The sequence below is a fragment of the Streptococcus sanguinis genome, from assembly GCF_050223295.1.
Taxonomy (GTDB): domain Bacteria; phylum Bacillota; class Bacilli; order Lactobacillales; family Streptococcaceae; genus Streptococcus; species Streptococcus sanguinis_X.
Genome location: NZ_CP071424.1, coordinates 1,477,719 through 1,498,012, shown reverse-complemented (window position 1 = coordinate 1,498,012; position 20,294 = coordinate 1,477,719). Strand labels below are relative to the sequence as shown.

The window sequence follows — 20,294 nt, the reverse complement described above, 5'->3', positions numbered from 1 at the left end:
CTTCTACAAATGCTTTATCGTATTATTTGTAAGTTTTCTTGCCAAGTGATAAAATAAAGCCGAAATAAAATATGTTCTCCTAGAGCAATCTAATCAATTAGCAACAATTAATTTGACTGTTCTTCGTAGTCATTTAAAGGAGTTGATTTTATGACTAATACTAGGCGAGCAGTGCTAGCACTGAGCTTGGGTGTTTTGTTATTGCTAGCAGTGGGAATTCTACTGCAGGTTCATTTTTGGAGAATAATCTTTTTGCTAGGTCTATTCTTTTTTGCCGAAGTATTTATCATCTGGTACTCGGGAAGTAAGTCTAAGTCGCAGATTAATGGCAGGCAAAGCCTTGACCTCTTCTGGCTTTATATCAAACGCTTGAAAATTTTTTATATCACAATTTTGTGTCTCGCAATTCCTTTCGTTTCTCTATCTTCCAATCCTGCTTTCGATTTGTTTTTTGTGCTTGAGTTGTTAATATTCTTACTCTTAAGCAATTATATCTTTAGCTCTCATGGCATTCAACCGTTCAAGAAAGAGAGAGCTTTTAAAGTCTAATAGCTGTGTTTGCAGCAGTCGATTTGACTGCTGTTTTTTCAAAAAAGAAAAAAGCCTGGATTTTTCCAGGCTTTTTTTTGAAATGTGCATGCTTAGTGTGCTACACGTTTGCGAGCTGCTTTTTTACGGTTTTCTTCGATGAAAGCCGCTTTTTGTTCTTCAGGTTCGATGACTTTTTTCTTAACTGCATATACTGCGCCTGCCACAGCAGCAACAGTAGCTGCAACTCCTGTAAGAACGCCTTTTCCAAATCCTTTAGCCATGTGATTTCTCCTTTTCTGAACTTTTATTATTTATGTTATAATTAATAGTAACGAAAAATCAAAATTTTTTCAAGGAAAAAAGATGAAAAACAAGATAATTGTGATAGTGGGGCCTACGGCGGTCGGAAAAACGGCTCTGAGTATCGAGGTAGCCAAGCGCTTCAATGGCCAAATCATCAGCGGTGACAGTCAGCAGGTCTATCGTGGCTTGGATATTGGCACAGCTAAGATTCGCCCTGAGGAGCAGGAGGGCATTCCCCATCATCTGCTGGATGTGCGGGAGGTCGGAGAAAGCTACTCGGCCTATGATTTTGTGACTGAGGCGGCTCAGGCTATTCGCGAAATTGCGGCTCAAGGTCAGTTTCCCATCATTTGCGGCGGCACAGGGCTCTATATCCAGAGCTTGCTTGAGGGCTATCATCTGGGCGGCTCCGTTCCTCACGAGGAGATTCTGGCCTATCGGGCGCAGCTGGACAGTTGGTCAGATGAGGATTTGTTTGGAAAAATAGCAGAGCTGGGTATCGAGATTCCACAGATAAATAGACGCAGGGCTATGAGAGCGCTGGAGATTGCTCATCTGGGCGGATCGCTAGAAAACAGTCAGCCTGATTATGAAGCCCTGCTGATTTGCCTCGATGATGAGCGGGAGCGGCTTTATGAGCGAATCAATCGGCGGGTTGATCTGATGATAGAAGCCGGACTTTTAGAAGAAGCCCGTTGGCTGTATGAACTGGCTCCGACCAGTCAAGCCAGCAAGGGTATCGGCTACAAGGAACTTTTCCCCTACTTTAAAGGTCAGATGAGCCTTGAAGAGGCGGTGGATACGCTCAAGCAGAATACCCGTCGTTTCGCCAAGCGTCAGCTGACTTGGTTTCGCAACCGGATGTCCGTGACCTTTTATCAGGTGGGAAATCCAGACTATAAAAATCAGGTCATGGAAGACATCAAGAATTTTCTGGACAAGTAGCTGGCTGACCAAGTCTTAGTAAGGATATGAGATGATAGAAACAGAGAAAAAAACAGAGCGTGTCTTTCTGGTCGGTGTGGAACTGGCAGACACGGAGAATTTTGACCTATCTATGGAGGAGCTGCAAAGTCTAGCTAAGACTGCAGGAGCTGAGGTAGTCGGCTCCTATAGCCAGAAGCGGGAAAAGTATGACAGCAAGACCTTTGTCGGATCTGGCAAGTTAGAAGAAATCCGACAGATGGTTGATGCCGAAGAGATTTCGACTGTCATTGTCAATAATCGCCTGACACCTCGCCAAAATGTCAATCTGGAGGAAAGCTTGGGCGTTAAGGTCATTGACCGTATGCAGCTGATTTTGGATATTTTTGCCATGAGAGCTAGGAGTCATGAGGGCAAGCTGCAAGTTCATTTGGCCCAGCTCAAGTACCTCCTGCCTCGCTTGGTTGGCCAGGGAATTATGCTCAGCCGTCAGGCAGGTGGCATCGGCTCCCGCGGTCCTGGTGAAAGCCAGCTGGAGCTCAATCGACGCAGTGTACGCAATCAGATTCATGATATTGAGCGCCAGCTCAAGGCAGTGGAGAAAAATCGTGCGACCGTTCGTGAAAAACGGTTGGAATCCAGTATTTTCAAAATCGGCCTCATCGGTTATACCAATGCTGGCAAGTCTACGATCATGAACTGCTTGACTAGTAAGAGTCAGTATGAGGCTGACGAACTCTTTGCGACGCTAGACGCCACGACTAAGAACATCAACCTCAGTGGCCAGCTCAATGTCACTCTGACGGATACAGTTGGCTTCATTCAGGATTTGCCGACAGAGCTAGTATCCAGCTTTAAATCCACACTGGAAGAGAGCAAAAATGTCGATTTGCTGGTCCATGTTATTGACGCCAGCGACTCTCATCATGAGGAGCACGAAAAGACTGTCCTCGACATCATGAATGAGCTGGACATGCTGGATATTCCCCGGCTGACTCTTTATAACAAAGCAGACAAGACGGAGGATTTTACTCCGACCCTTACTCCTTATTCTTTGATTTCGGCTAAGGCGGACAATAGCAGAGCTCTTTTGCAGCAAGTCCTGCTGGAGCGGATGAAAGAGTTATTTTTGCCTTTTACAATCAAGGTAGCGCCTGCTAAAGCCTACAAGATTCATGATTTAGAGAAAGTCGCGATTATGGGGAATCGAGAATACATAGACGATGTCGAAGTCGTTTCAGGCTGGATTGCCGAGAAAAACAAATGGAAACTGGAAGAATTTTATGACTGATTATATTGACCTGGCCCTCAAATACGGCGGTTTTACAAGCCTAGACAGGGTCTACTTAGAGCAAGTGTTGGCTGGCCTGACAGAGGAGCAGAAGCGTAGCTTTATCACTCCGCCCCCCAGTGTTATCAATGCTTACTTTGCTGAGCTTTATCAAAAGAAAAGTCCGGAAGCCGCAACAGCCTATTTTCTAGAAATTACTCAGGCGCTGGACTTGTGGAATACGGAGCCTAGCTTTGTAGAAAATAAACCTTTTGTACGGCTTAATCTTTCTGGCAAGTCCTATGGATTTTGCTATGAGAGCGAGGAAGTCGGCTTGGTCTTTCCTGAAAAGCCAGAGTCGGTAACAGACGACTTGCTCTTTGAAATCGCCCAAGTCTTTCCACAATACTTGGTCTACGAAGAAGCAGGGAGAATAAAAATGGTGCCTCTCAAATCTGAGTCGCAAGTCGTGGACAGTCAGGCGCTGACTGCTTTGACCGATTGGCAGCAGCTAGCGGATGGCAGCCAAAGAGTTCTGGGCTACAATCAAGATGAAGTCAGTCAGCTGGCTCAGTCCTATGCTGGTAGAAAATATTATCACTCGCAGAATCGCTCTGCCATGATTTATATCATTTAGAAAGAACAATATGCAATTACAATTTTTAGGAACCGGAGCCGGTCAGCCCTCCAAGGCTCGCAATGTATCCAGCCTTGTCCTCAAGCTGTTAGAGGAAATCAATGAAGTCTGGATGTTTGACTGCGGTGAAGGTACCCAGCACCAGATCTTGGAGACGACGATTAAACCGCGCAAAATCAGCAAGATTTTCATCACGCATCTGCATGGCGACCATATTTTTGGCTTGCCGGGCTTTTTATCCAGTCGTTCTTTTCAGGCTAATGAAGAGCAGACGGACTTGGAAATTTATGGTCCCAAAGGTATTAAGAATTTTGTACTGTCTAGCCTGCGCGTGTCTGGTTCTCGTCTGCCTTATCGGATTGATTTTCATGAGTTTGATGAAAACAGTCTGGGCAAGATTCTTGAAACGGACAAGTTCACAGTTTATGCGGATAAGCTGGATCACACGATTTTCTGTGTGGGCTATCGGGTGATGCAGAAAGATTTGGAAGGAACGCTGGATGCAGATAAGCTACGAGCAGCGGGTGTTCCCTTTGGCCCCCTCTTTGGCAAGGTCAAGAACGGTCAGGATATCGTCCTAGAAGATGGGACCAAAATCATTGCAGCCGACTATATCTCAGCCCCTCGTCCAGGCAAGACCATTGCTATTCTGGGTGATACTCGGAAGACTGCTGCCAGCGTTCGCTTAGCAGTGGCAGCAGATGTACTGGTCCATGAAGCAACTTATGGCAAGGGAGATGAAAAACTTGCCCGCAATCACGGTCATTCTACCAATATGCAAGCCGCAGAAGTAGCCAAGGAGGCCGGCGCTAAGCGCCTCCTGCTCAATCATATCAGTGCCCGCTTTCTAGCCAAGGACATCAGCCAAATGCGCCGCGATGCCAGTGCTGTCTTTGAAAAGGTCCATGTGGTCAAAGACTTGGAAGAGGTGGAGATATGAGAACCATCATCATCACAGGGGCTAGCGGTGGGCTGGCTCAGGAAATGGTTAAGCTCTTGCCCCATGACCGACTGATTTTGGTCGGACGGAGCAAGACTAAGCTGGAAAAACTATATAGAGAAAGGGAAAATCTTGACTTAGTGGAGCTGGATATCACAGACAGTTCAGCTTTGGAAAGATTTGCTGAGCGGATTGACAGCCAGTATGGCCACGTAGATGTCCTGGTTAATAACGCTGGCTATGGGATTTTTGAAGAATTTGACAAAATCACTTCCAGTGATATCGAGGCCATGTTTGAAGTCAATACCTTTGCCCTGATGAATCTGTCCCGTATCTTTGGAGCTCGCATGAAGCAGGCAGGTCAAGGACATATCGTCAATATCGTTAGTATGGCCGGCCTCATTGCAAGTAGCAAGTCCAGTCTTTATTCGGCGACCAAGTTTGCTGCTATTGGCTTTTCCAATGCTCTGCGTTTGGAACTCCTGCCTTTTGGGGTTTATGTCACGTCGGTGAACCCAGGTCCTATTAAAACTTCCTTTTTCGATCAAGCGGATCCTGATGGTTCCTATGTAAAAGCAGTTGACAAGTATATCCTTGAGCCTGACTTTGTAGCGAGCAAAATTGTCAGCTCCTTTGGCAAAAAGAGGCGGGAAATTAATCTACCTGGAATTCTCAATCTGGCTCACAAGCTTTATACTCTTTTTCCAAGAATTGCCGACAAGATGGCAGCCAATATGTTTAATTATAAGTGAGGTTTTATGACAGCTAATCTACAAGCCTACAAAGCTCATCTGCAGGCGCCTTGGGGCAAGCTTCAGTATGATATTGTTTTTGCCTTTCTAGAGTCGCTGAGGGGCCAGAAAATCCTTGATTTCGGCAGTGGTTTTGGAATTGTGGCTGATTTTCTAGCGAAAAACAACCAAGTGACCGCCATCGAGCCGAACTCAGAAATGATTGCTGAGCGCAAGCAGAACTTTTATTATGAGCAATTGCAAGGCAGCTTGAACCTTCTGAAAAATCTGCCTGACCAGTCTTTTGATGTCATCATCTGTCATAATGTCTTAGAGTATGTATCTGATCCTGCTCTTTATTTAGCAGAATTTTCCCGTCTCTTAAAAAAGGACGGCAAAATTTCTCTGGTTAAGCATCACGAGGTTGGACGAGTTATGCATACGGTGGTTTTTGAAAATGACCCAGAAAAGGCCCAGCAGCTTTTGGCGGGTGAGGCATATCAAACCCACAGCATGGGGGCTGCTAAGGTCTATCAGATCCAAGATGTGATTTCAGGTCTTCCATTAGAAGTTGAGGATTATCAAGGAGTACGAATTTTTTATGGGCTGCAATCCAATGACTACAAAACTGCCCCTGATTGGGCTGAAAAGATGCTTGAGATGGAGCTGGTTGTCTGCAACCAATCTCCTTATCGGGACATCGCTGCCTTTCAGCATGTTTGGCTAGTCAAGGCTTAGGTTAAGGGGAAGAAGCGCTCATTTACATCTTAAACAAATCTCCTAAGGAGAAAGATTGATGCAAATGAGAGAAGTCGTAGGGTCAGGACAGCCAGTCAATTATGCCCTGCTCAGCCTTTTTCAATATATCGCCTCCATTTTGGTAATTCTGGTTCACTGCCAGAGACTTTTTGAACATGAAGCTCTGCATTTTATTCAGAAGAGTATGTTTGGCCGCATGGCGGTCCCTTTCTTTTTAATTTCTTCAGCCTATTTTTTCCGAGTACACTGGAAGCGAGAGCCTTATGCTGGGAAATTGACTCTGTATATCAAAGGCATTTTAAAAGCTTATGGCTTTTGAGGTTTGATCTATTTCCCCTATGCTTTGACTTGCTTCTAATATGTGCACTTGCCCCTCTACATTGCTCCGCTGGCTATTCTAGCAGCGCTCCTCTACATCGGAATGAGCTACCAGCTCTGGTATATACCTGCCTTTCTCTTAGGTTTGCTGCTGGTCCATTTTTTGTATAGGAAGTTGGGTCCCAAGAAAACATTTGCCCTTTTGTTAATTCTCTACGCCTTAGGTGCTATTGAGACTTATCACGCCTATCTGCCGCCTAGTCTGCTGACAGACTGGTATGATGCTTATGCCAAGCTCTTTTTCACTAGCAGGAATGGCTTCTTCTATACGCCCATTTTTATCTATTTAGGCTACTTTCTAGCTGATTACGGGCAGATAGCCATATTTCAGAAGAAACGCTGGCTGTCTCTTCTGTTGGCAAGTCTTTTCCTAGTAGGTGAAGGAGTGCTGGTTTACATGAGGCAGGGACTGGATAAAAACTTTTTCTTTGCTCTCATTCCCTTTACACTTTTCTTATTCAATTGGCTGTTAAAAACTCAGTGGAAGCATGAAAAAAACTGGCGACATTTAAAAGATTTAAGTATCCTTTATTTCTTTCTCCATCCTATCTTTATTGAGTTATCTTTCTTTCTGCTCAAATCCCAGCAGCTGACCAAGTGGGAAAATGGCCGTTGGGCCTTCCTTCTGACGATTATCCTGACCCACCTGACGTCAGAGTTGGTGATTCGCTGGCGAGGGAAAGGCTAAATTGATCGCTAAAAAATTTGGCATGTTTAAGATGAATAGTTGCTATTTCTTTATCTAAAATAAAACACACGCTTTAAGTTCAGTTTTAATGCGTGTGTTTTTAGTCAAGGAAAAAGTTAGGCAGAACACCCTTTATATGTCCTTCTACGATTTCAGTGAATTATCTTTTGTGTTATCTCCTTCAGCTACGCCATAGACTGTTGCTAACTGGATAATTTTCTTTGCCCATTTGCTATGCGGCTTCATTTCATTCATCCGGTTTTCTTTATATCCTTTTATTACACCAATTTGCTGCTGATTTGTGTTAAGAATTGTCAGAGCATCTTGGTAGTCTTCTAAACTAACAATGTTATTCTCAGCAATAAGACTTAGCTGAGAGGGATGGATGCAAGTTTTTCCAATGAATCCATTAAGTCTATCTAACTCTAGCTCTTTTTTCAATCCATGAGCCCAATTCCCGTCTTGAAAACGGCTATTAAAGTATTCCCATACCGGTCCTGAACAGATATAATCTGCGGAAAAAATATTTAAGATATCTGTTAGACAGTCAGCAATAAGTTTAACATCGTAGATAGTCTGGTGGACATTACGACGAATACCGAAAATATTACTAAAATCAGTTGCTCCCACACGGATATTTAAAACTTTCTCTTTATAGGGTTTTAATAACTCTGATATAAAAAGAAGTTCTTCCATTCTGGTATTCTTTTTCATGATGCTCTCGCTTTCAAGAATTGGCATTATGTAAAATGTTTGATTTGTTCTTTTTCTAAAATTATCGAAAACTTGAAGGCAGGCAGGAGCAGTAGTAGAATCAAATTTAGGAAAATTAAATCCAGAAACTAGTTTAAAGATATCAGGAGAAGAATGGTCGAGCATTTGATTAAATTGTTGGGAAGAACGGACTCGGATAAAAATTAAAGGGAGAGAATCAAAATCTAGCTGGCCAGTTTCCAAGGCTTGATTCAGTTTGTCTAAAGTCTCAAAGAGTTGTAATTCAGCTTGATGAACAGTTCCATCTCCAATAGAATCTTCTAGATCTAGACAGATTGAGCTACAGCAAGGATGGAGGCCAGCAATGATTTCATCAACTATCTGAGTTCGATGAGCGGGCATGTAAAGAAGTCCAGATATTGCATATTGCAATAAATCTTTTGGGGAATTTTGATTAAATTGGCATCCTTCTTTAAATAGGGGTATAGAATCATAAGTAAATTTCATTCAAATCTTCCATTCAACACTTTTAAGTTTTTTGTTCGAGGACTACTGAAAGAATATCCTCAGCGCCTTCTATTCCTTGATTAACAATCATATAGCTATCTTTATTATCGATAAGCTGGTAAACTTCACTGTTCTTTGGTATCATTTTTATATCGCCTAAAGATAAGAAGCCAGCATCTAATTTTCCGTCACCCGAAGTAATTAGAAATTCTTCTTTGAGATAGTCTTTTAAAAAAGAAAGAGCGTTTTCTTTAGAAATTTCTTTAGGGATGATGTAAAGTTTAAGCCCCTGAAGAGTGAAAGTCCATTCTAAATTTTTTAAATCTTTTTCAAGACTTGGCAAGATAAACTCTTGAACGATATCCTGAGATTCGGTAACTTTAGTAAAAAAGAATAAATTGTCAACCAAAGATGGAGTTCTAGTTAAGTATTTTTGATATTTAGTTAAAATATCTAAGATTTTAGGATAATCCAATGCTTGTATTTGCCGAGTTCTTTCGATGTGTTCCTGCCAGACTTTTAAAGGTTGGCCTTTATGCAGAATGATTCCGCCATTAGCAACAACAGCATAAGGGCAGTCTTGTAGGGGGATAATGCGTGAGAACTGCGCTAGCGAGCGAGTTGTAATTGGAACCAAATGGATATCGCAGCGAGTTTTGACTTGAGCCAGTAATTCCAATGCTCTATGGCTCATATAGGAGATTTCACGTCCGTCTAGATGTTCTACACAAGAAACAGTCTGATAATTTTCAACAAATTTATTAGAATAAATGATGGTTCGATCTAGATCAGTAGCAAAAAGCATAATATTCCTCTCTTTTTTGGGACTGATAGGTGTAAAATTTTAATAGAAAACAAAAATTTCTTTTTTAATTTCAAGCAGTTATATTTAAAGGTTATTAAAGTTAGATTGATTGTCTTAAAATTTTTGTCAAACTTAAATGAAACAATATTATAATCTTAAATGACTTAAGAGAATAAATTTTAGTTATCAAAGTGTGCAATTCATCAAACTATACCAATCTTACTATAAAAGAGCCGATAAGTCTAGTCTTGGAAGCATTTATAAAGAATCAAGTAGATTATTGTCATGGATAAATTTTCCCTGTTCATGAAGTATTCATAGTCACTTCACTAAAAGAGTTGATAAGTAAAGGCTGAAACACTAGTGTTTCAGCCTTTCTATAACTAAGATTTATTTTTTGTAAGAGCTTTTCGGATGAAGTCTATAGGGATAATCAGAACAGCAATAGCAAGTGCTACAATATAGTGTTCAATATCCATAGGAACAGTATTGAAGACCTGTCCACCAAACTGAATGATTAAAGATTGAACGATAGCAATGGAAATCATGACAATCGAGAATTTTTTGTTTTCTGAAATATGCTCAAAAACATTAAGACCAGTACTGCGAGTATTGAGGGAATTGAAGATAATCGCATAGATAAACACAGTAAAGGTGAAGGTAGTTACCATTTCAAAGTTTCCAGTTCCATTAGTGATGAAATCTTGAATACCAGCTACATTTTTAAGAATAGCAAGACAAACAATAGTAATGAAAATGCTAGCAACTCCAATAGCAGACTTCATATACTTTGTTAGAATATTAGCTTTTTTAGCCACTGGTTTTTCATTCATGTAACGATCTAAGGTAGGTTCTTCACCAAATGCCAAAGCAGCTAGTGTATCCATGATAAGGTTAATCCAAAGGATTTGAATGATTGTAAATGGCTCTTTCAGACCGAAAAGAGGAGAGAGAAGAGACATAGCAATAGTAGTTACATTAACTGTCAGCTGGAAAATAATGAATTTGCTAACTGATTTGCTCATTGTCCGGCCGTAAAGCACAGCTTTTTCGATAGACGTCAAACTATTGTTTAAAATAACAATATCAGAGGCTTCACGGGCAACCTCAGTTCCGTCTCCCATAGAGAAACCAACGTCAGCAGCTTTAAGAGCAGGTGAGTCGTTTACTCCATCACCAGTCATACCACAAACCATATCAAGGTCTTGAGCTGCTTCAATTAAGCGCTTCTTATCCATAGGTAAGGCGCGGCTTACTACTTTCATATTAGGGAGTTGCGCTTTTAATTCTTCGTCAGAGAGGTTTTCTAGCTCATCATGAGTTAGGATTAAATCTGTATCACTGGTAACAATTCCAGCTTCTTTAGCAATGGCAATAGCTGTTTCTTTACGGTCTCCTGTAACCATAACTACTTGAACTCCAGCTTTGTTCATTGTTTCAACAGTTTGTTTAATAGAATCCCGTACATTGTCTCGAATACATACAATAGCAATCAAGATTTTATCTGAACCTTCTTTTTTAAGAATAGCGAGAAGACGCATAGAACGATTAGCCTGTTCCAAAGAGAGTGCAGAGAATTTATCTTTATCAGAAGTAGTAAAAGCAGTCTTATTTCCGTCTTTATCAAGATAGAAATGACAATCATCTAAAATAAATTCTGGTGCTCCTTTGATGTAAATTTCGCCTGACTTAGTCGTAACACTAGCATATTTTTTAGCAGAGTTAAACTGTTCTTTTTCAGCAATAGTGTTTGTATCAAAATCTAAGAGATTGCGGTTGATTAGAAAATCTAAAAGAGCACGGTCAGTTGCGTTACTTCCGACAGCTATACCATCTGCTATATTAGCGTCATTATTTAAACCAATGCCATGAATAACTTGCTTGAGTAACTTTTCAGACATATTCGAGAAATCAGCAGCAGAACTCTCATCAGTTGTCTCATAAAGAGTTCCATTGCCAAGGAAGAAATCAACAACAGATAGTTTCCCTTCTGTAATTGTTCCAGTTTTATCGCTGAAAAGGATATTCATATAACCAGCTGTTTCAATAGTATCAGGATGACGAACTAGAATATTCTGAGCTAGCAAGCGGCCTGAGTTCATTGAAGACACAAGAGCCAGCATCATAGGCAATCCTTCTGGAACTGCCATGATAATGATAGTCACTGCAAAGAGAATTGTTTCAATGACTAATAAGAAAATAGATGAAAGATTCAAATTGTTTGCAGTATTTAAAGCAAGAAAACCAAGAACAAGGTTGATGACAGAGTAAGCCGCACCAGCACTGTATCCAAGAACGCCAATATTTTCTGCCAGTTTGTTCAATTTCTCTTTTGATGGAGAATCTTTCCCATCCTCTTGGAGAGAGGTATTGATGCTTCCAAGAACAGTATGGTCACCAATATCAGTTGCTTCCATAACAGCTTCACCAGATGTTACCACAGTCCCACGGAAGATTTTTAATTCTGTAAAGAGGTCCTGACTATCTGGTTCTGCATTATCACCTAAAGCGATTTTTGTAGCATCTTCACTTTCCCCATTCAAGATAGCTTGATTTACCTTTAATTCTCCAGCAAGAATAATCCCGTCAACTGGGATTTTATCACCAGTTTGAAGAAGAATTTGGTCTCCTTTGACAATATCATCTACTAAAATTTCTTTAAGTTTACCGTCGCGATAGACTTTAGCATTAGTTTTGCTGGCTTCTTCTTGTAATGTATTAAACTTTTGCTCATTTTGATATTGTGAGATAGCAGAAAATCCTGTTGACAGGAGAATGGCAAAAATCAAGGAAATTGCTTCGTACCAATTTGCTTCACCAATACCTGGGAAAATCATGCCGATAAAGTTGAAAATAATTTTGAGACCTAAGGCCGCAAGCAGAATCAAAATCCACTGATCTTTGAAAGCTTCAATAAATATTGAAAGAAGTGAGTTGGCTTCTTTACTGGAAAGTTTATTATCTCCATGGGCTGACTTGCTTGCTGCAACCTCAGCTGAGCTTAGCCCTTTAAAGTTATTCATTTGGTTTGTTTGTCCTTTCTAAAAATAAAGAGGCTGAGACAATAGTGTTCAGTCTCTTTATTGTATGTCAATAAAACTTGATTTGGCAACTGTTTGTCTTTAGCTAAAGAGTGCAGCTATACCATTTAAATCAGCCTGCTTACCTTCACCGATGGTGTGGAAGGCCCAAGTTGAACCATCTTTTACAAGTTCTGCAAAAACAACAGCTGTGTCGGTAGAATAATCATCTTTAAGCTGGAACTTGCAAAGTTCAGAATTGTTCTCTGCATTAACTAAGCGAACATAGGAATTATTAACCATGCCAAATGTTTGACGGCGAGTGATAGCCTGATCGATGGTAACGGCGCAAATGACCTTATGGATACTTGGTGAGAGAGCAGCTAAATCCAAATTGATAACTTCATCATCACCATCACCTGCACCAGTACGATTATCACCATTTAAGTGAATACCGGGAGCAGTTTTGTTATTATAAAAAATAACATCACTAGCAGAAGTAATTTTGCCTGCTTCATTCAATAGGAAAGCAGAAATATCAAGGTCAAAATCTGCACCACCGGCAGAGATATCCCAACCAGCGCATAAGTCAACTTTTGTAAGGCCTGGAGCAGCTTTAGCTAAGTCCAGGATAGTATTTTTTTCTAAATCAAGAGATACACCTCCCGTTGCAGGAGCAACTTCAGTGGGTGTTGGAGTAGGATTGGCAGGTCCGCCAAGTGAGGTGAAATTAATAGCCATGAGAGATTCCTTTCTGATTAACGGTAAGATTTTTCAATGTCTTGGATTGAAGCGTTTAGGTATTCTCCAACTGCTTTGAAAGTCCAACCATTGACAGTACGTGTAAGTTCAGCAAATTTAACGGCCGTCGCTTTGCCACCATCTTCTGATAGATTGAAGCGAGCGATTTCTTTTTCAGGACGTTGTGCCTGATCAACTAAGCGAACGTAGGCATTCCTTACTTGACCAAAATATTGTTTGCGATTTTGACCAGAATAGATAACAACTGCTACAACGATTTGAGCCACATCTGGATGAATATTATTGAAATTCACAAACATGTTTTCATCATCACCGTCACCAGCACCGGTGAGGTTATCATGATCTAATTGAATACCCTGAGATTTCTTTTTACTGAAATAGACAAGATTATTAACTGAACGAGTCAGATGGCCAGAAGAATCAAGAAGGAAGGCACAAAGATCAAGGTCAAAGTCAGAGCCAAAGAGACTTGTCTTAACATCCCATCCTGCTGATACGCGAATATTTTCTAAAGAGAAATCTGTTTTAGAAAGATTAAGGAAGTCATTTTTTGCAAGGTTAAGCATGCCTCCTTTATTTAAATCAAGTGTAACTTCGCGCCCTTCCGTACTAGCAGTTTGAATAGGTGTGTTAGCAACAGGAGCTTGAGTTTGTTGCTCATCTCCACCAAATAATTTACCAAAAAGTCCCATAATATTTTCCTTTCTATTTTCTTAATTACATATAGCGAGACAAGAGTTGGTTGAGGTCAGCGATAGCTCCCTCACCGATTGCTTCAAAAGCCCAGCCATTAGCTGTCCGACTAAGGGAACAAGCTGTTACAGAAGTATCAGCAGAATAACTGTCACTCAATTCATAGCGGCAGATTTCCTGTTCGTTATTATCGGCATCTAGAAGGCGGACAAAAGCATTTTTAATCATGCCAAAAGTCTGACGTTTAGTGACTGCATCAAAAATAGTAATGAAGAAGACAATTTTCTTAATTCGAGGTTCGATTGCATCAAGATTAATTTGGATTCGTTCATCGTCGCCTTCGCCTTCTCCAGTACGATTATCACCTTCAAGACGAATTCCAGCTGCAGACATATTATTGAAGAAAATAACATCATTCGGTACTTGCGCAACTCGGCCGCTTTCTTCAACTAGGAAGGCTGCTAAGTCTAGGTCAGCAGTAGGTCCAGCAACAGCCATATCCCAGCCGCCGCCTAGAATACAATTTTTTAATGCAGGAGCCTGCTTCGTTAAATCTAAAACGCTCCCTTTAGAGAGGTTAAGAGGAGCAGCAGAACTGCCAGAGTTTAAATTAGTGAAATCCATATAGATATTCCTTTCTGAATCATAATATTATTAAAACTCTTTAGCTTAAGGGAAGCCAAGTAAGAGTTATTGCTACCATATCTTAAGTGATATCAATGACTGCTTATAAAACCTTTTTCAGCCATGTCAGATTTCATATGTTCTAACTCAATAGAATCACTTTTTCGTTTTTCAGCAATTTGATTATTGATCTGCTTAGTTTCTTCAATTCCTTTTTTAATTGTCTCATAAGTTGTACGAAGTGTCTCCATTTGAATAGAGCTTCCACCAGCCATACGAGCAATATTAACAGATTGATTAGCAGTATTTTGTGCATTACGAATTAGAAGTTCATTGGTTTTTTCATCCAATTGTTTGATAGACTTAGCTTGAATTTCCTGTCTTTTTAATTGAATAGCTTGAACCAAACATTGCTTGAAGATTGGCAATGTGATAATAAAGGAAGAATTGATTTTCCGCATCAGATTAAAGTTAGACATTTGCATGGTCTGAATCATAGGGCAGGTTTGCATGGCCACGTTTTCAGCAATTTGCAAGTCATATGTTCGCTGTGCGAGCATATCTTTAATCATGCTTAGCTTTTGCTGTTGAGTTTGTTTTTCTTGCTCTGTTATATCCGTACGAGCAGCGATCTGATTACTGTATTCTTCGATTTCTTCTTGAGCAATCTCACCAGCAACAATATATTTTTCTAATTCTTCATAGTAGGCTACATTAGTTTTATATTGTTTTTCCAGATTTTCTTGAGTTTGGTGAATTTGAACTTCATATTGCTTCAATATGGTATAAATCTGATCAACCTCTTTACCCATATCTTCATATTTGGCAAAAAGTTTATCAATACTATTCTTTATTTTGCCAAATAATTTTTGCAGAGCAGATACTTTTTCTGGATTTTCAATTTCTTTAATATCGAATTTATCCATGATTTTAGTAAGTTGAACGAGCATTCGAGAAGCTTCCTCTGCGTCTACCCTTCGCATGGAAGATAATAGAGCATCAGACATTTGAGAAATTCCTTCACTCGGTTTTTGACCGAAAGCCATAATTGAGTTGACATTAGTAATATCAATCTCATTGGTGAGGTTCTGAACCTCAGGCAGTGATCTTAGCTTCTGCTTATAGGCTAAGTTGTCAGCTAGGACTTCTGGTTTAGCAAGTTCAAGTTCAGTTGATTCAATCTCTTGTGGAGTTGAATCAAAACTTCCTGTGTTGATAGGCATATTGTTTTCCTTTCTTTAATTAAAAAGTTTACTGAAGAAATTTTGTTTTTTCAGCTTTCGTTGAATAGTTTGAAAACTTTGCTCATAGTTTATAACATCTAACCTGACAGTATTAAAGTACTCTGCATTAATGTAAGAGTTCAGATCAGACAAGCCGGCAGGTGAAAAAATGATGATGTCAAAACCAATTTTTCCAAGATAGGCAAGGACATAGCACGTATTTTTTGATAACTGAGTTTCGCCTTCCAAGAAAAAGACAATCTTGGGTATAAAGCCAGTAAAATCAAAGCTATCTATGAGTCGTATTACTCTTTTATCCAACTGTAGAATCAACAGTGCAAAGTTTAATGTTTCTTCTTTGGATACTGTCAATGGTTGTTTGAACAGTCGAGTATCAGCAATAGTTTCGTTAATCTTATTGAGAAGGAATTTTTCTGTTTCATCGTTATAAGGAGCATAGTGATAGAATGGGAGCTTCATAATCTCCTCAATATCAAAACTTCCATTACTGAGTTGACAAAACATAAGCTGATACTTATCGGAATCATTAATTTCGTGAGTAATCAGTTCATCACCATTGGATGTTAAAACGAGCGTATTATCAGATGAAGAGCAGATATTGACCAAGTGGGCATACTTGTCAATTGGATTATATTCTCCCTCTATTTCAAAAAAGAAATGTGGGACGTAGACTGTTTTCTCAACGGTCTTAAATCCGTTCCGAACTTTTGCGGGTGCGTTCCAATTTTGTTCTACATCAATTAAAGTTGAATTGAAAAAAATGGGGCTTGTCGTTCCATTTCGGAACTGCCAAGGCCTATAAATTCCAGAATTTGTAAATAATTGTTCTTCAATTTGTGTTTCTATATCCAGTGTAATTGAACGATTTTCCTCTATAATTTGTCCATTTTTAGCTCTTTCTCCCCAACTTTGGATAGGCAGGATTTGAGTGTTTTTATGGACAGTACTGATTTGATCAGAGTCAACTTGAGCAAAATTTTCATCATCTTTTAGTGGATTGATATAAATGACATCAAATCCAAAGCGATTAAGTAACAGCAGGAAATATATATCGTGTTTTGAAATACTACCATAGTAGATGCACTTGTTTGTAAGGTAATCTCTATCTTGATAGGATAAGCTAAAAATATGTAAGTATGCATAGAGTAGCATTTTGCATATAAAATTATTTCTCACGCTGTTATTCAGGAAATTTTCCTGACGGATAGCAAGGTTTGTTATATATTCAAGAGCAATCAGAAATTGATGATTGAGCTCTGCATCTTCAAAGAGTGTAATATCCTGACTGGCTATTTGACTAACTTCCATTGAAGCAAGCTCGTTTTTTATGCTGTTAATGAAATCAAAATCTGCATCCATTGGGATTTGGCCGTCAAAGTAAATAGTGTGAGTTGAATCCTCTTGAGCTTTTACCAAAATAGTTTTTAATACACTATCATATTTACTTTGATTTTCAACCCCGATATATCGTGTAAAAACAGGAGCGAAAGTGGCTTGTATTCCTTTTCGTTCTGTGATTGAACGCCAAAGTTCAAAGGGCAGATTTTGCAGACTGGTCGACATGAAATATACCTGCTTTCTACGATTATAATGTCACATCTTTTGTCTTCTTTGTATAAAAGTTAAATGAAGAGTGCAGATGGTTTGCTTTGTACCTCCTAAATCACTGGAGATAGCTTATTAAAGTCTGCTCTCCCCTACTTTATAGATACCATTGTATATTTATAAAATGGTCTTTGTCAAGAGATAAACTATAAATCAGCGACTTCCTTTATAATGCCACAAACATTATATTTCTGTAGGTTGACATATTCGATTGGGATCTGCTTTTCTTCACATAATTGAAGGATATGTTTAAGGTATTTTTGATTAGCCTTTTCTCTAATTAACACCCTGTCTGGAAGGCGCCTAAGCAGAACTCTAGTTGTCTCACCAACTCCTGGTTTTATTTTATTGATATCACTAATGTTGTAGGATTGGGCGATTTTCTTAACTTCGTCCAATCCTTTGAAATCCTCATTGAGCTCTTCTTGTGAAGGATTAAAATAATCTAATTGAACTTGGTCAAAATAGGATTGCACTTTATCCAAGAATTCCAATGAATGGTCGTAAGCTTCGTTTTCTGCATAATAAACAGCTCCGTGAAGCTCGTCATCGCTCATTTCTTTTAATTTGACCGTCCTGCTGACGAGGCCGCTGACAGTAGCATTTAAGCAAGCGCTAGGGATTAAAAAGTCCTGACGAGTACCATAAAGCGGTGTTACCGAAGCTGGATCACTGAGTACAGCTAGAGTAGGATCTAGTTCGGAAAAGAATTTGTTTTCCTCTGCTAACCTCTGGCAGGTTTCTTCCAGGACGGTATTTATTGCTCCTTTTCCAACCCAACCATCCACAAATTGAATATCTTTAGGATGGTGCTTGTTGGCTATAATATTCATGGCGGCTATGTCAATCCCTTTACCTCGAATGATAGAAATACTATAATGTGGCACATCAAGCTGATATTTATAGTGAAGGTACCTTTTTATTAGAATACCTATAGGAGTCCCTGCCCTTGCTAAGGAAACTAAAACAAGATTTTCTCCTTTTTTCTTAAAAATCTTTTCAGAAAGACTTGCTATAGCGTTAGCAGTCTCAAAAGAAAGAGTTGCGAGGCTTTCTTGATAGATTTTCATATAGCGCTCTGTTGGGGCATATTCTAGAGGTAGCATTTCGGAATAATGAACGCCCTGTTGATTTAATTTTTCTCTTTCGGCAGTGTCTAATACAGGAACCTTTCCACGCACATCTTGTAAGAGGATGGTTACATCGGATTCAGGGTAACTAGTTTTTACTAAATTCATAAAAGCCTTTCTTATTGTTTAACAAAAATTAGTGTTTGCTTACTAAAGGGCTGCAATTTATTTTGAAGAGTTGCTCGAAATGCATCAGTCATAACCTCATAGACGATGATAATTTGGTCATAATGATGTTCAATATCGTAAAGGAAAGTCATTCTATTCGTTTCGTAAGCACTGGCCAAAGCTAAGCCGTTATGGAAAAGATAATTGTATTCACTGGAGAGGGAAATAGGACTTCTTGTAGTGGAGCGAACCTCTGCATCAAGTTCTTGGGCTAGCCTAATTGGTAACCACATGTTTTCCTCAGTTCCAATGACAGCTATTGTTTCTTCTTTAGATTTCCGAGAGACTTGCGAAGTCAATCGATTTAGAGCAGTTTCTTGGAAGACTAAAAACTCTTCTTTAGTGAGACCTGTTCGAGGATTGAGGTTGTCAGATAAATGATAGTGAACGTCTGAAGTTAGTTTTGGTTTTTCCAGTGTTGTTTCTTTCAGCTCTATGAGAGGAGTATTATCTTTCATTTGACCACTGACTAGGTATATTCTTTTGATTCCTTTTTCTTGAAAAATCCTACGATTCTTTGTATTTTGCCAGTTTAATATAGAAGCGGCTGCAAAAGAAATATTGTCTTTAATTTTTTGAAATTTTTCAATAAAGTTAACAATTGTATTTCCTGTTGTTATTTCATCTTCGATAAACAAAACAGTATCGTAGTCAGGAATATCTGAGCGATAATATAATTTTTGTGTACTTGCATGTGAATGTTCTTCTTCAAAAGAGATATTTTGGATATCCGTATTAATGCTTTCTCGAGTAGTCTGTAAATAAAAGACAGTATTCAAATCTTTGTTTTCCAAGGCCATATGCATGATTGCCTGGGCGATTCCAGTAGCCGTCTCAGAAAAACCAACAACTAAAATACGCTTGTCAGAAGGAATTTGCCTTTTTATTTCTTGATAGAGTTCGGAAAATAGCTGAAGCGTGTTATGGGCTTTAACAGGATAATGTTTAGCTTGATATTTATTAACAAATAAATAGTCTCGATTGGGATTATTACTTCGCTTGCAAATAGCAACCATATCATTGATAACGAAGGAACTCTTATTTTCTTCTATATTAACAAAATCTTCTACTTTTAAAAGATAGGTCATTATTATTCCTTTCAAAGTTTGCAATTAATTAACCTTTATTGTCTTAGTATATCACTAATTAGCTCAACTGTCACTTTAATACTTCAAACAAATCTGGACAATCTTATTAGTGCTATTGTGGTATAATAATAAAAACATTTCAAAGGAGTTCCACATGCTTGAACGTCTACAACAGCAGCTGGCTTTTACCAATGAGCTGGAAAAGCTGAAAGCCACTCATAGGAACAATAGGACCTTGGACGCCTATCGTTTTGAGAATTCTGCTGAGCATAGTTGGCAGGGTGCGCTCATGGCGCTAATCTTTCAAGAATATATCCCCAAAGAAGTTAATCTGGAAAAGGTCATGTCTATGTTACTGATTCATGATTTGGGCGAAATATATGCTGGTGATACCTTTATCTTTGACGACGTGGGCAAGAGCGATTCTTACGATAGAGAGCTTGAGTCCTTGAAAATCAGTTTGGACAAGCTGCCGTCAGATCAGCAGGATTCCTTTTTAGAGCTTTGGCAGGAATTTGAAACCGGCATTAGCATAGAGGCTAAATATGCACGAGTGCTGGATGCTCTGGTTCCCCTGCTCAATCACTTGGAAGTTGCTCAGCCCCATGACAACCCTCACGGTCTGACCAAGTCGCAGGTCATCGCAAAGAAATCCTTTATTCAAGAAACCTCTGAAAGTCTTTGGGAATTGGCTCAGGAAGTTATTGATAAAAGCGTTGCTAAGGGGCTTTACCTAGATGAGTGAGCCTAAGGGCCTTGCTCGTAGATAGAAA

General features: G+C 39.4%; 21 protein-coding genes. 10 read left to right on the top strand and 11 right to left on the bottom strand.

All coding sequences use genetic code 11. The features are described from left to right. Positions 1–150 precede the first annotated feature (150 nt). Entirely contained in the window at positions 151–549 is a 399-nt protein-coding gene (locus tag J1C77_RS07330; protein WP_002904734.1) for a hypothetical protein, read from the top strand. A gap of 92 nt (positions 550–641) precedes the next feature. On the opposite strand, the gene J1C77_RS07325 is transcribed toward J1C77_RS07330, so the two are convergent. Further along, complete coding sequence (locus J1C77_RS07325; protein WP_002895160.1) at positions 642–812, bottom strand: DUF3042 family protein; 171 nt, start codon at positions 810–812, stop codon at positions 642–644. Positions 813–894: 82 nt separating this feature from the next. On the opposite strand from J1C77_RS07325, the gene miaA reads away from it, so the two are divergent. Genes miaA through J1C77_RS07285 form a run of 8 tightly spaced genes read left to right on the top strand, consistent with a single transcriptional unit; the run spans position 895 to position 7,161 of the window. Continuing rightward, the gene (miaA, locus tag J1C77_RS07320) at positions 895–1,779 is read left to right on the top strand and encodes a tRNA (adenosine(37)-N6)-dimethylallyltransferase MiaA (protein WP_002904733.1); all 885 of its coding nucleotides are present in this window, start codon (positions 895–897) and stop codon (positions 1,777–1,779) included. 31 nt (positions 1,780–1,810) lie between these two features. Beyond that, positions 1,811–3,049: a GTPase HflX gene (hflX, locus tag J1C77_RS07315; RefSeq protein WP_002897332.1), complete on the top strand. Its 1,239-nt coding sequence runs from the start codon at positions 1,811–1,813 to the stop codon at positions 3,047–3,049. Then, entirely contained in the window at positions 3,042–3,665 is a 624-nt protein-coding gene (locus J1C77_RS07310; protein WP_002920878.1) for a hypothetical protein, read from the top strand. The genes hflX and J1C77_RS07310 overlap by 8 nt, the downstream gene beginning before the upstream one ends. 10 nt (positions 3,666–3,675) lie before the next feature. After that, the gene (gene rnz, locus J1C77_RS07305; protein WP_002906308.1) at positions 3,676–4,605 is read left to right on the top strand and encodes a ribonuclease Z; all 930 of its coding nucleotides are present in this window, start codon (positions 3,676–3,678) and stop codon (positions 4,603–4,605) included. Then, entirely contained in the window at positions 4,602–5,357 is a 756-nt protein-coding gene (locus tag J1C77_RS07300) for an SDR family NAD(P)-dependent oxidoreductase (RefSeq protein WP_002906309.1), read from the top strand. Before rnz ends, J1C77_RS07300 begins: the two co-directional genes overlap by 4 nt. Positions 5,358–5,363: 6 nt before the next feature. Next, positions 5,364–6,074 (top strand): class I SAM-dependent methyltransferase, encoded by a 711-nt coding sequence (locus J1C77_RS07295; protein WP_002920879.1) that lies wholly within the window; start codon positions 5,364–5,366, stop codon positions 6,072–6,074. A 58-nt stretch (positions 6,075–6,132) separates the two neighbouring features. Continuing rightward, positions 6,133–6,414, top strand: a complete 282-nt coding sequence (locus J1C77_RS07290) for a hypothetical protein (RefSeq protein WP_002920880.1) — start codon at positions 6,133–6,135, stop codon at positions 6,412–6,414. Positions 6,415–6,456: 42 nt separating this feature from the next. After that, positions 6,457–7,161, top strand: coding sequence for an acyltransferase family protein (locus J1C77_RS07285; RefSeq protein ID WP_002920881.1), 705 nt, complete (start codon positions 6,457–6,459; stop codon positions 7,159–7,161). Positions 7,162–7,305: 144 nt separating this feature from the next. Here the strand turns inward: J1C77_RS07285 and J1C77_RS07280 are convergent, their stop codons facing one another. From J1C77_RS07280 to J1C77_RS07235, 10 genes are all read right to left on the bottom strand, one after another. Beyond that, complete coding sequence (locus J1C77_RS07280; protein WP_002920882.1) at positions 7,306–8,382, bottom strand: HpcH/HpaI aldolase/citrate lyase family protein; 1,077 nt, start codon at positions 8,380–8,382, stop codon at positions 7,306–7,308. 22 nt (positions 8,383–8,404) lie between these two features. Next, positions 8,405–9,187 (bottom strand): HAD family hydrolase, encoded by a 783-nt coding sequence (locus tag J1C77_RS07275; RefSeq protein ID WP_002920883.1) that lies wholly within the window; start codon positions 9,185–9,187, stop codon positions 8,405–8,407. Between the two features lie 383 nt (positions 9,188–9,570). Continuing rightward, on the bottom strand, positions 9,571–12,210 hold the full coding sequence (locus J1C77_RS07270; RefSeq protein WP_002920884.1) for a calcium-translocating P-type ATPase, PMCA-type: 2,640 nt from the start codon (positions 12,208–12,210) through the stop codon (positions 9,571–9,573). A gap of 99 nt (positions 12,211–12,309) precedes the next feature. Then, positions 12,310–12,948 carry a TerD family protein gene (locus J1C77_RS07265; protein WP_002900104.1) on the bottom strand — a complete coding sequence of 213 codons (639 nt, stop codon included), beginning with the start codon at positions 12,946–12,948 and terminating at the stop codon, positions 12,310–12,312. Between the two features lie 17 nt (positions 12,949–12,965). Beyond that, positions 12,966–13,661: a TerD family protein gene (locus J1C77_RS07260; RefSeq protein WP_002920885.1), complete on the bottom strand. Its 696-nt coding sequence runs from the start codon at positions 13,659–13,661 to the stop codon at positions 12,966–12,968. Positions 13,662–13,686: 25 nt separating this feature from the next. After that, a complete protein-coding gene (locus tag J1C77_RS07255; protein WP_002900106.1) occupies positions 13,687–14,286 on the bottom strand; it encodes a TerD family protein in 600 nt (199 codons plus the stop codon). Positions 14,287–14,378: 92 nt separating this feature from the next. Further along, complete coding sequence (locus J1C77_RS07250) at positions 14,379–15,509, bottom strand: toxic anion resistance protein (protein ID WP_002920887.1); 1,131 nt, start codon at positions 15,507–15,509, stop codon at positions 14,379–14,381. 15 nt (positions 15,510–15,524) lie between these two features. After that, the gene (locus tag J1C77_RS07245) at positions 15,525–17,093 is read right to left on the bottom strand and encodes a YceG family protein (RefSeq protein WP_002920888.1); all 1,569 of its coding nucleotides are present in this window, start codon (positions 17,091–17,093) and stop codon (positions 15,525–15,527) included. A gap of 188 nt (positions 17,094–17,281) precedes the next feature. Next, complete coding sequence (locus J1C77_RS07240; RefSeq protein WP_002920889.1) at positions 17,282–18,373, bottom strand: cysteine protease StiP family protein; 1,092 nt, start codon at positions 18,371–18,373, stop codon at positions 17,282–17,284. An 11-nt stretch (positions 18,374–18,384) separates the two neighbouring features. After that, a complete protein-coding gene (locus tag J1C77_RS07235; protein WP_002920890.1) occupies positions 18,385–19,521 on the bottom strand; it encodes a phosphoribosyltransferase domain-containing protein in 1,137 nt (378 codons plus the stop codon). Positions 19,522–19,675: 154 nt separating this feature from the next. Between J1C77_RS07235 and J1C77_RS07230 the strand changes: the two genes are divergently transcribed. Further along, positions 19,676–20,266, top strand: a complete 591-nt coding sequence (locus tag J1C77_RS07230) for an HD domain-containing protein (RefSeq protein ID WP_042762814.1) — start codon at positions 19,676–19,678, stop codon at positions 20,264–20,266. The last annotated feature ends 28 nt before the right edge of the window (positions 20,267–20,294 follow it).

Coding starts and splice junctions, on each gene's coding strand:
- J1C77_RS07275 (WP_002920883.1), bottom strand. CDS start 9,187: ATGCTTTTTGCTACTGATCTAGATCGAACCATCATTTATTCTAATAAA.
- J1C77_RS07265 (WP_002900104.1), bottom strand. CDS start 12,948: ATGGCTATTAATTTCACCTCACTTGGCGGACCTGCCAATCCTACTCCA.
- J1C77_RS07270 (WP_002920884.1), bottom strand. CDS start 12,210: ATGAATAACTTTAAAGGGCTAAGCTCAGCTGAGGTTGCAGCAAGCAAG.
- J1C77_RS07330 (WP_002904734.1), top strand. CDS start 151: ATGACTAATACTAGGCGAGCAGTGCTAGCACTGAGCTTGGGTGTTTTG.
- J1C77_RS07325 (WP_002895160.1), bottom strand. CDS start 812: ATGGCTAAAGGATTTGGAAAAGGCGTTCTTACAGGAGTTGCAGCTACT.
- hflX (WP_002897332.1), top strand. CDS start 1,811: ATGATAGAAACAGAGAAAAAAACAGAGCGTGTCTTTCTGGTCGGTGTG.
- J1C77_RS07310 (WP_002920878.1), top strand. CDS start 3,042: ATGACTGATTATATTGACCTGGCCCTCAAATACGGCGGTTTTACAAGC.
- J1C77_RS07245 (WP_002920888.1), bottom strand. CDS start 17,093: ATGTCGACCAGTCTGCAAAATCTGCCCTTTGAACTTTGGCGTTCAATC.
- miaA (WP_002904733.1), top strand. CDS start 895: ATGAAAAACAAGATAATTGTGATAGTGGGGCCTACGGCGGTCGGAAAA.
- rnz (WP_002906308.1), top strand. CDS start 3,676: ATGCAATTACAATTTTTAGGAACCGGAGCCGGTCAGCCCTCCAAGGCT.
- J1C77_RS07300 (WP_002906309.1), top strand. CDS start 4,602: ATGAGAACCATCATCATCACAGGGGCTAGCGGTGGGCTGGCTCAGGAA.
- J1C77_RS07290 (WP_002920880.1), top strand. CDS start 6,133: ATGCAAATGAGAGAAGTCGTAGGGTCAGGACAGCCAGTCAATTATGCC.
- J1C77_RS07295 (WP_002920879.1), top strand. CDS start 5,364: ATGACAGCTAATCTACAAGCCTACAAAGCTCATCTGCAGGCGCCTTGG.
- J1C77_RS07280 (WP_002920882.1), bottom strand. CDS start 8,382: ATGAAATTTACTTATGATTCTATACCCCTATTTAAAGAAGGATGCCAA.
- J1C77_RS07260 (WP_002920885.1), bottom strand. CDS start 13,661: ATGGGACTTTTTGGTAAATTATTTGGTGGAGATGAGCAACAAACTCAA.
- J1C77_RS07235 (WP_002920890.1), bottom strand. CDS start 19,521: ATGACCTATCTTTTAAAAGTAGAAGATTTTGTTAATATAGAAGAAAAT.
- J1C77_RS07255 (WP_002900106.1), bottom strand. CDS start 14,286: ATGGATTTCACTAATTTAAACTCTGGCAGTTCTGCTGCTCCTCTTAAC.
- J1C77_RS07240 (WP_002920889.1), bottom strand. CDS start 18,373: ATGAATTTAGTAAAAACTAGTTACCCTGAATCCGATGTAACCATCCTC.
- J1C77_RS07250 (WP_002920887.1), bottom strand. CDS start 15,509: ATGCCTATCAACACAGGAAGTTTTGATTCAACTCCACAAGAGATTGAA.
- J1C77_RS07230 (WP_042762814.1), top strand. CDS start 19,676: ATGCTTGAACGTCTACAACAGCAGCTGGCTTTTACCAATGAGCTGGAA.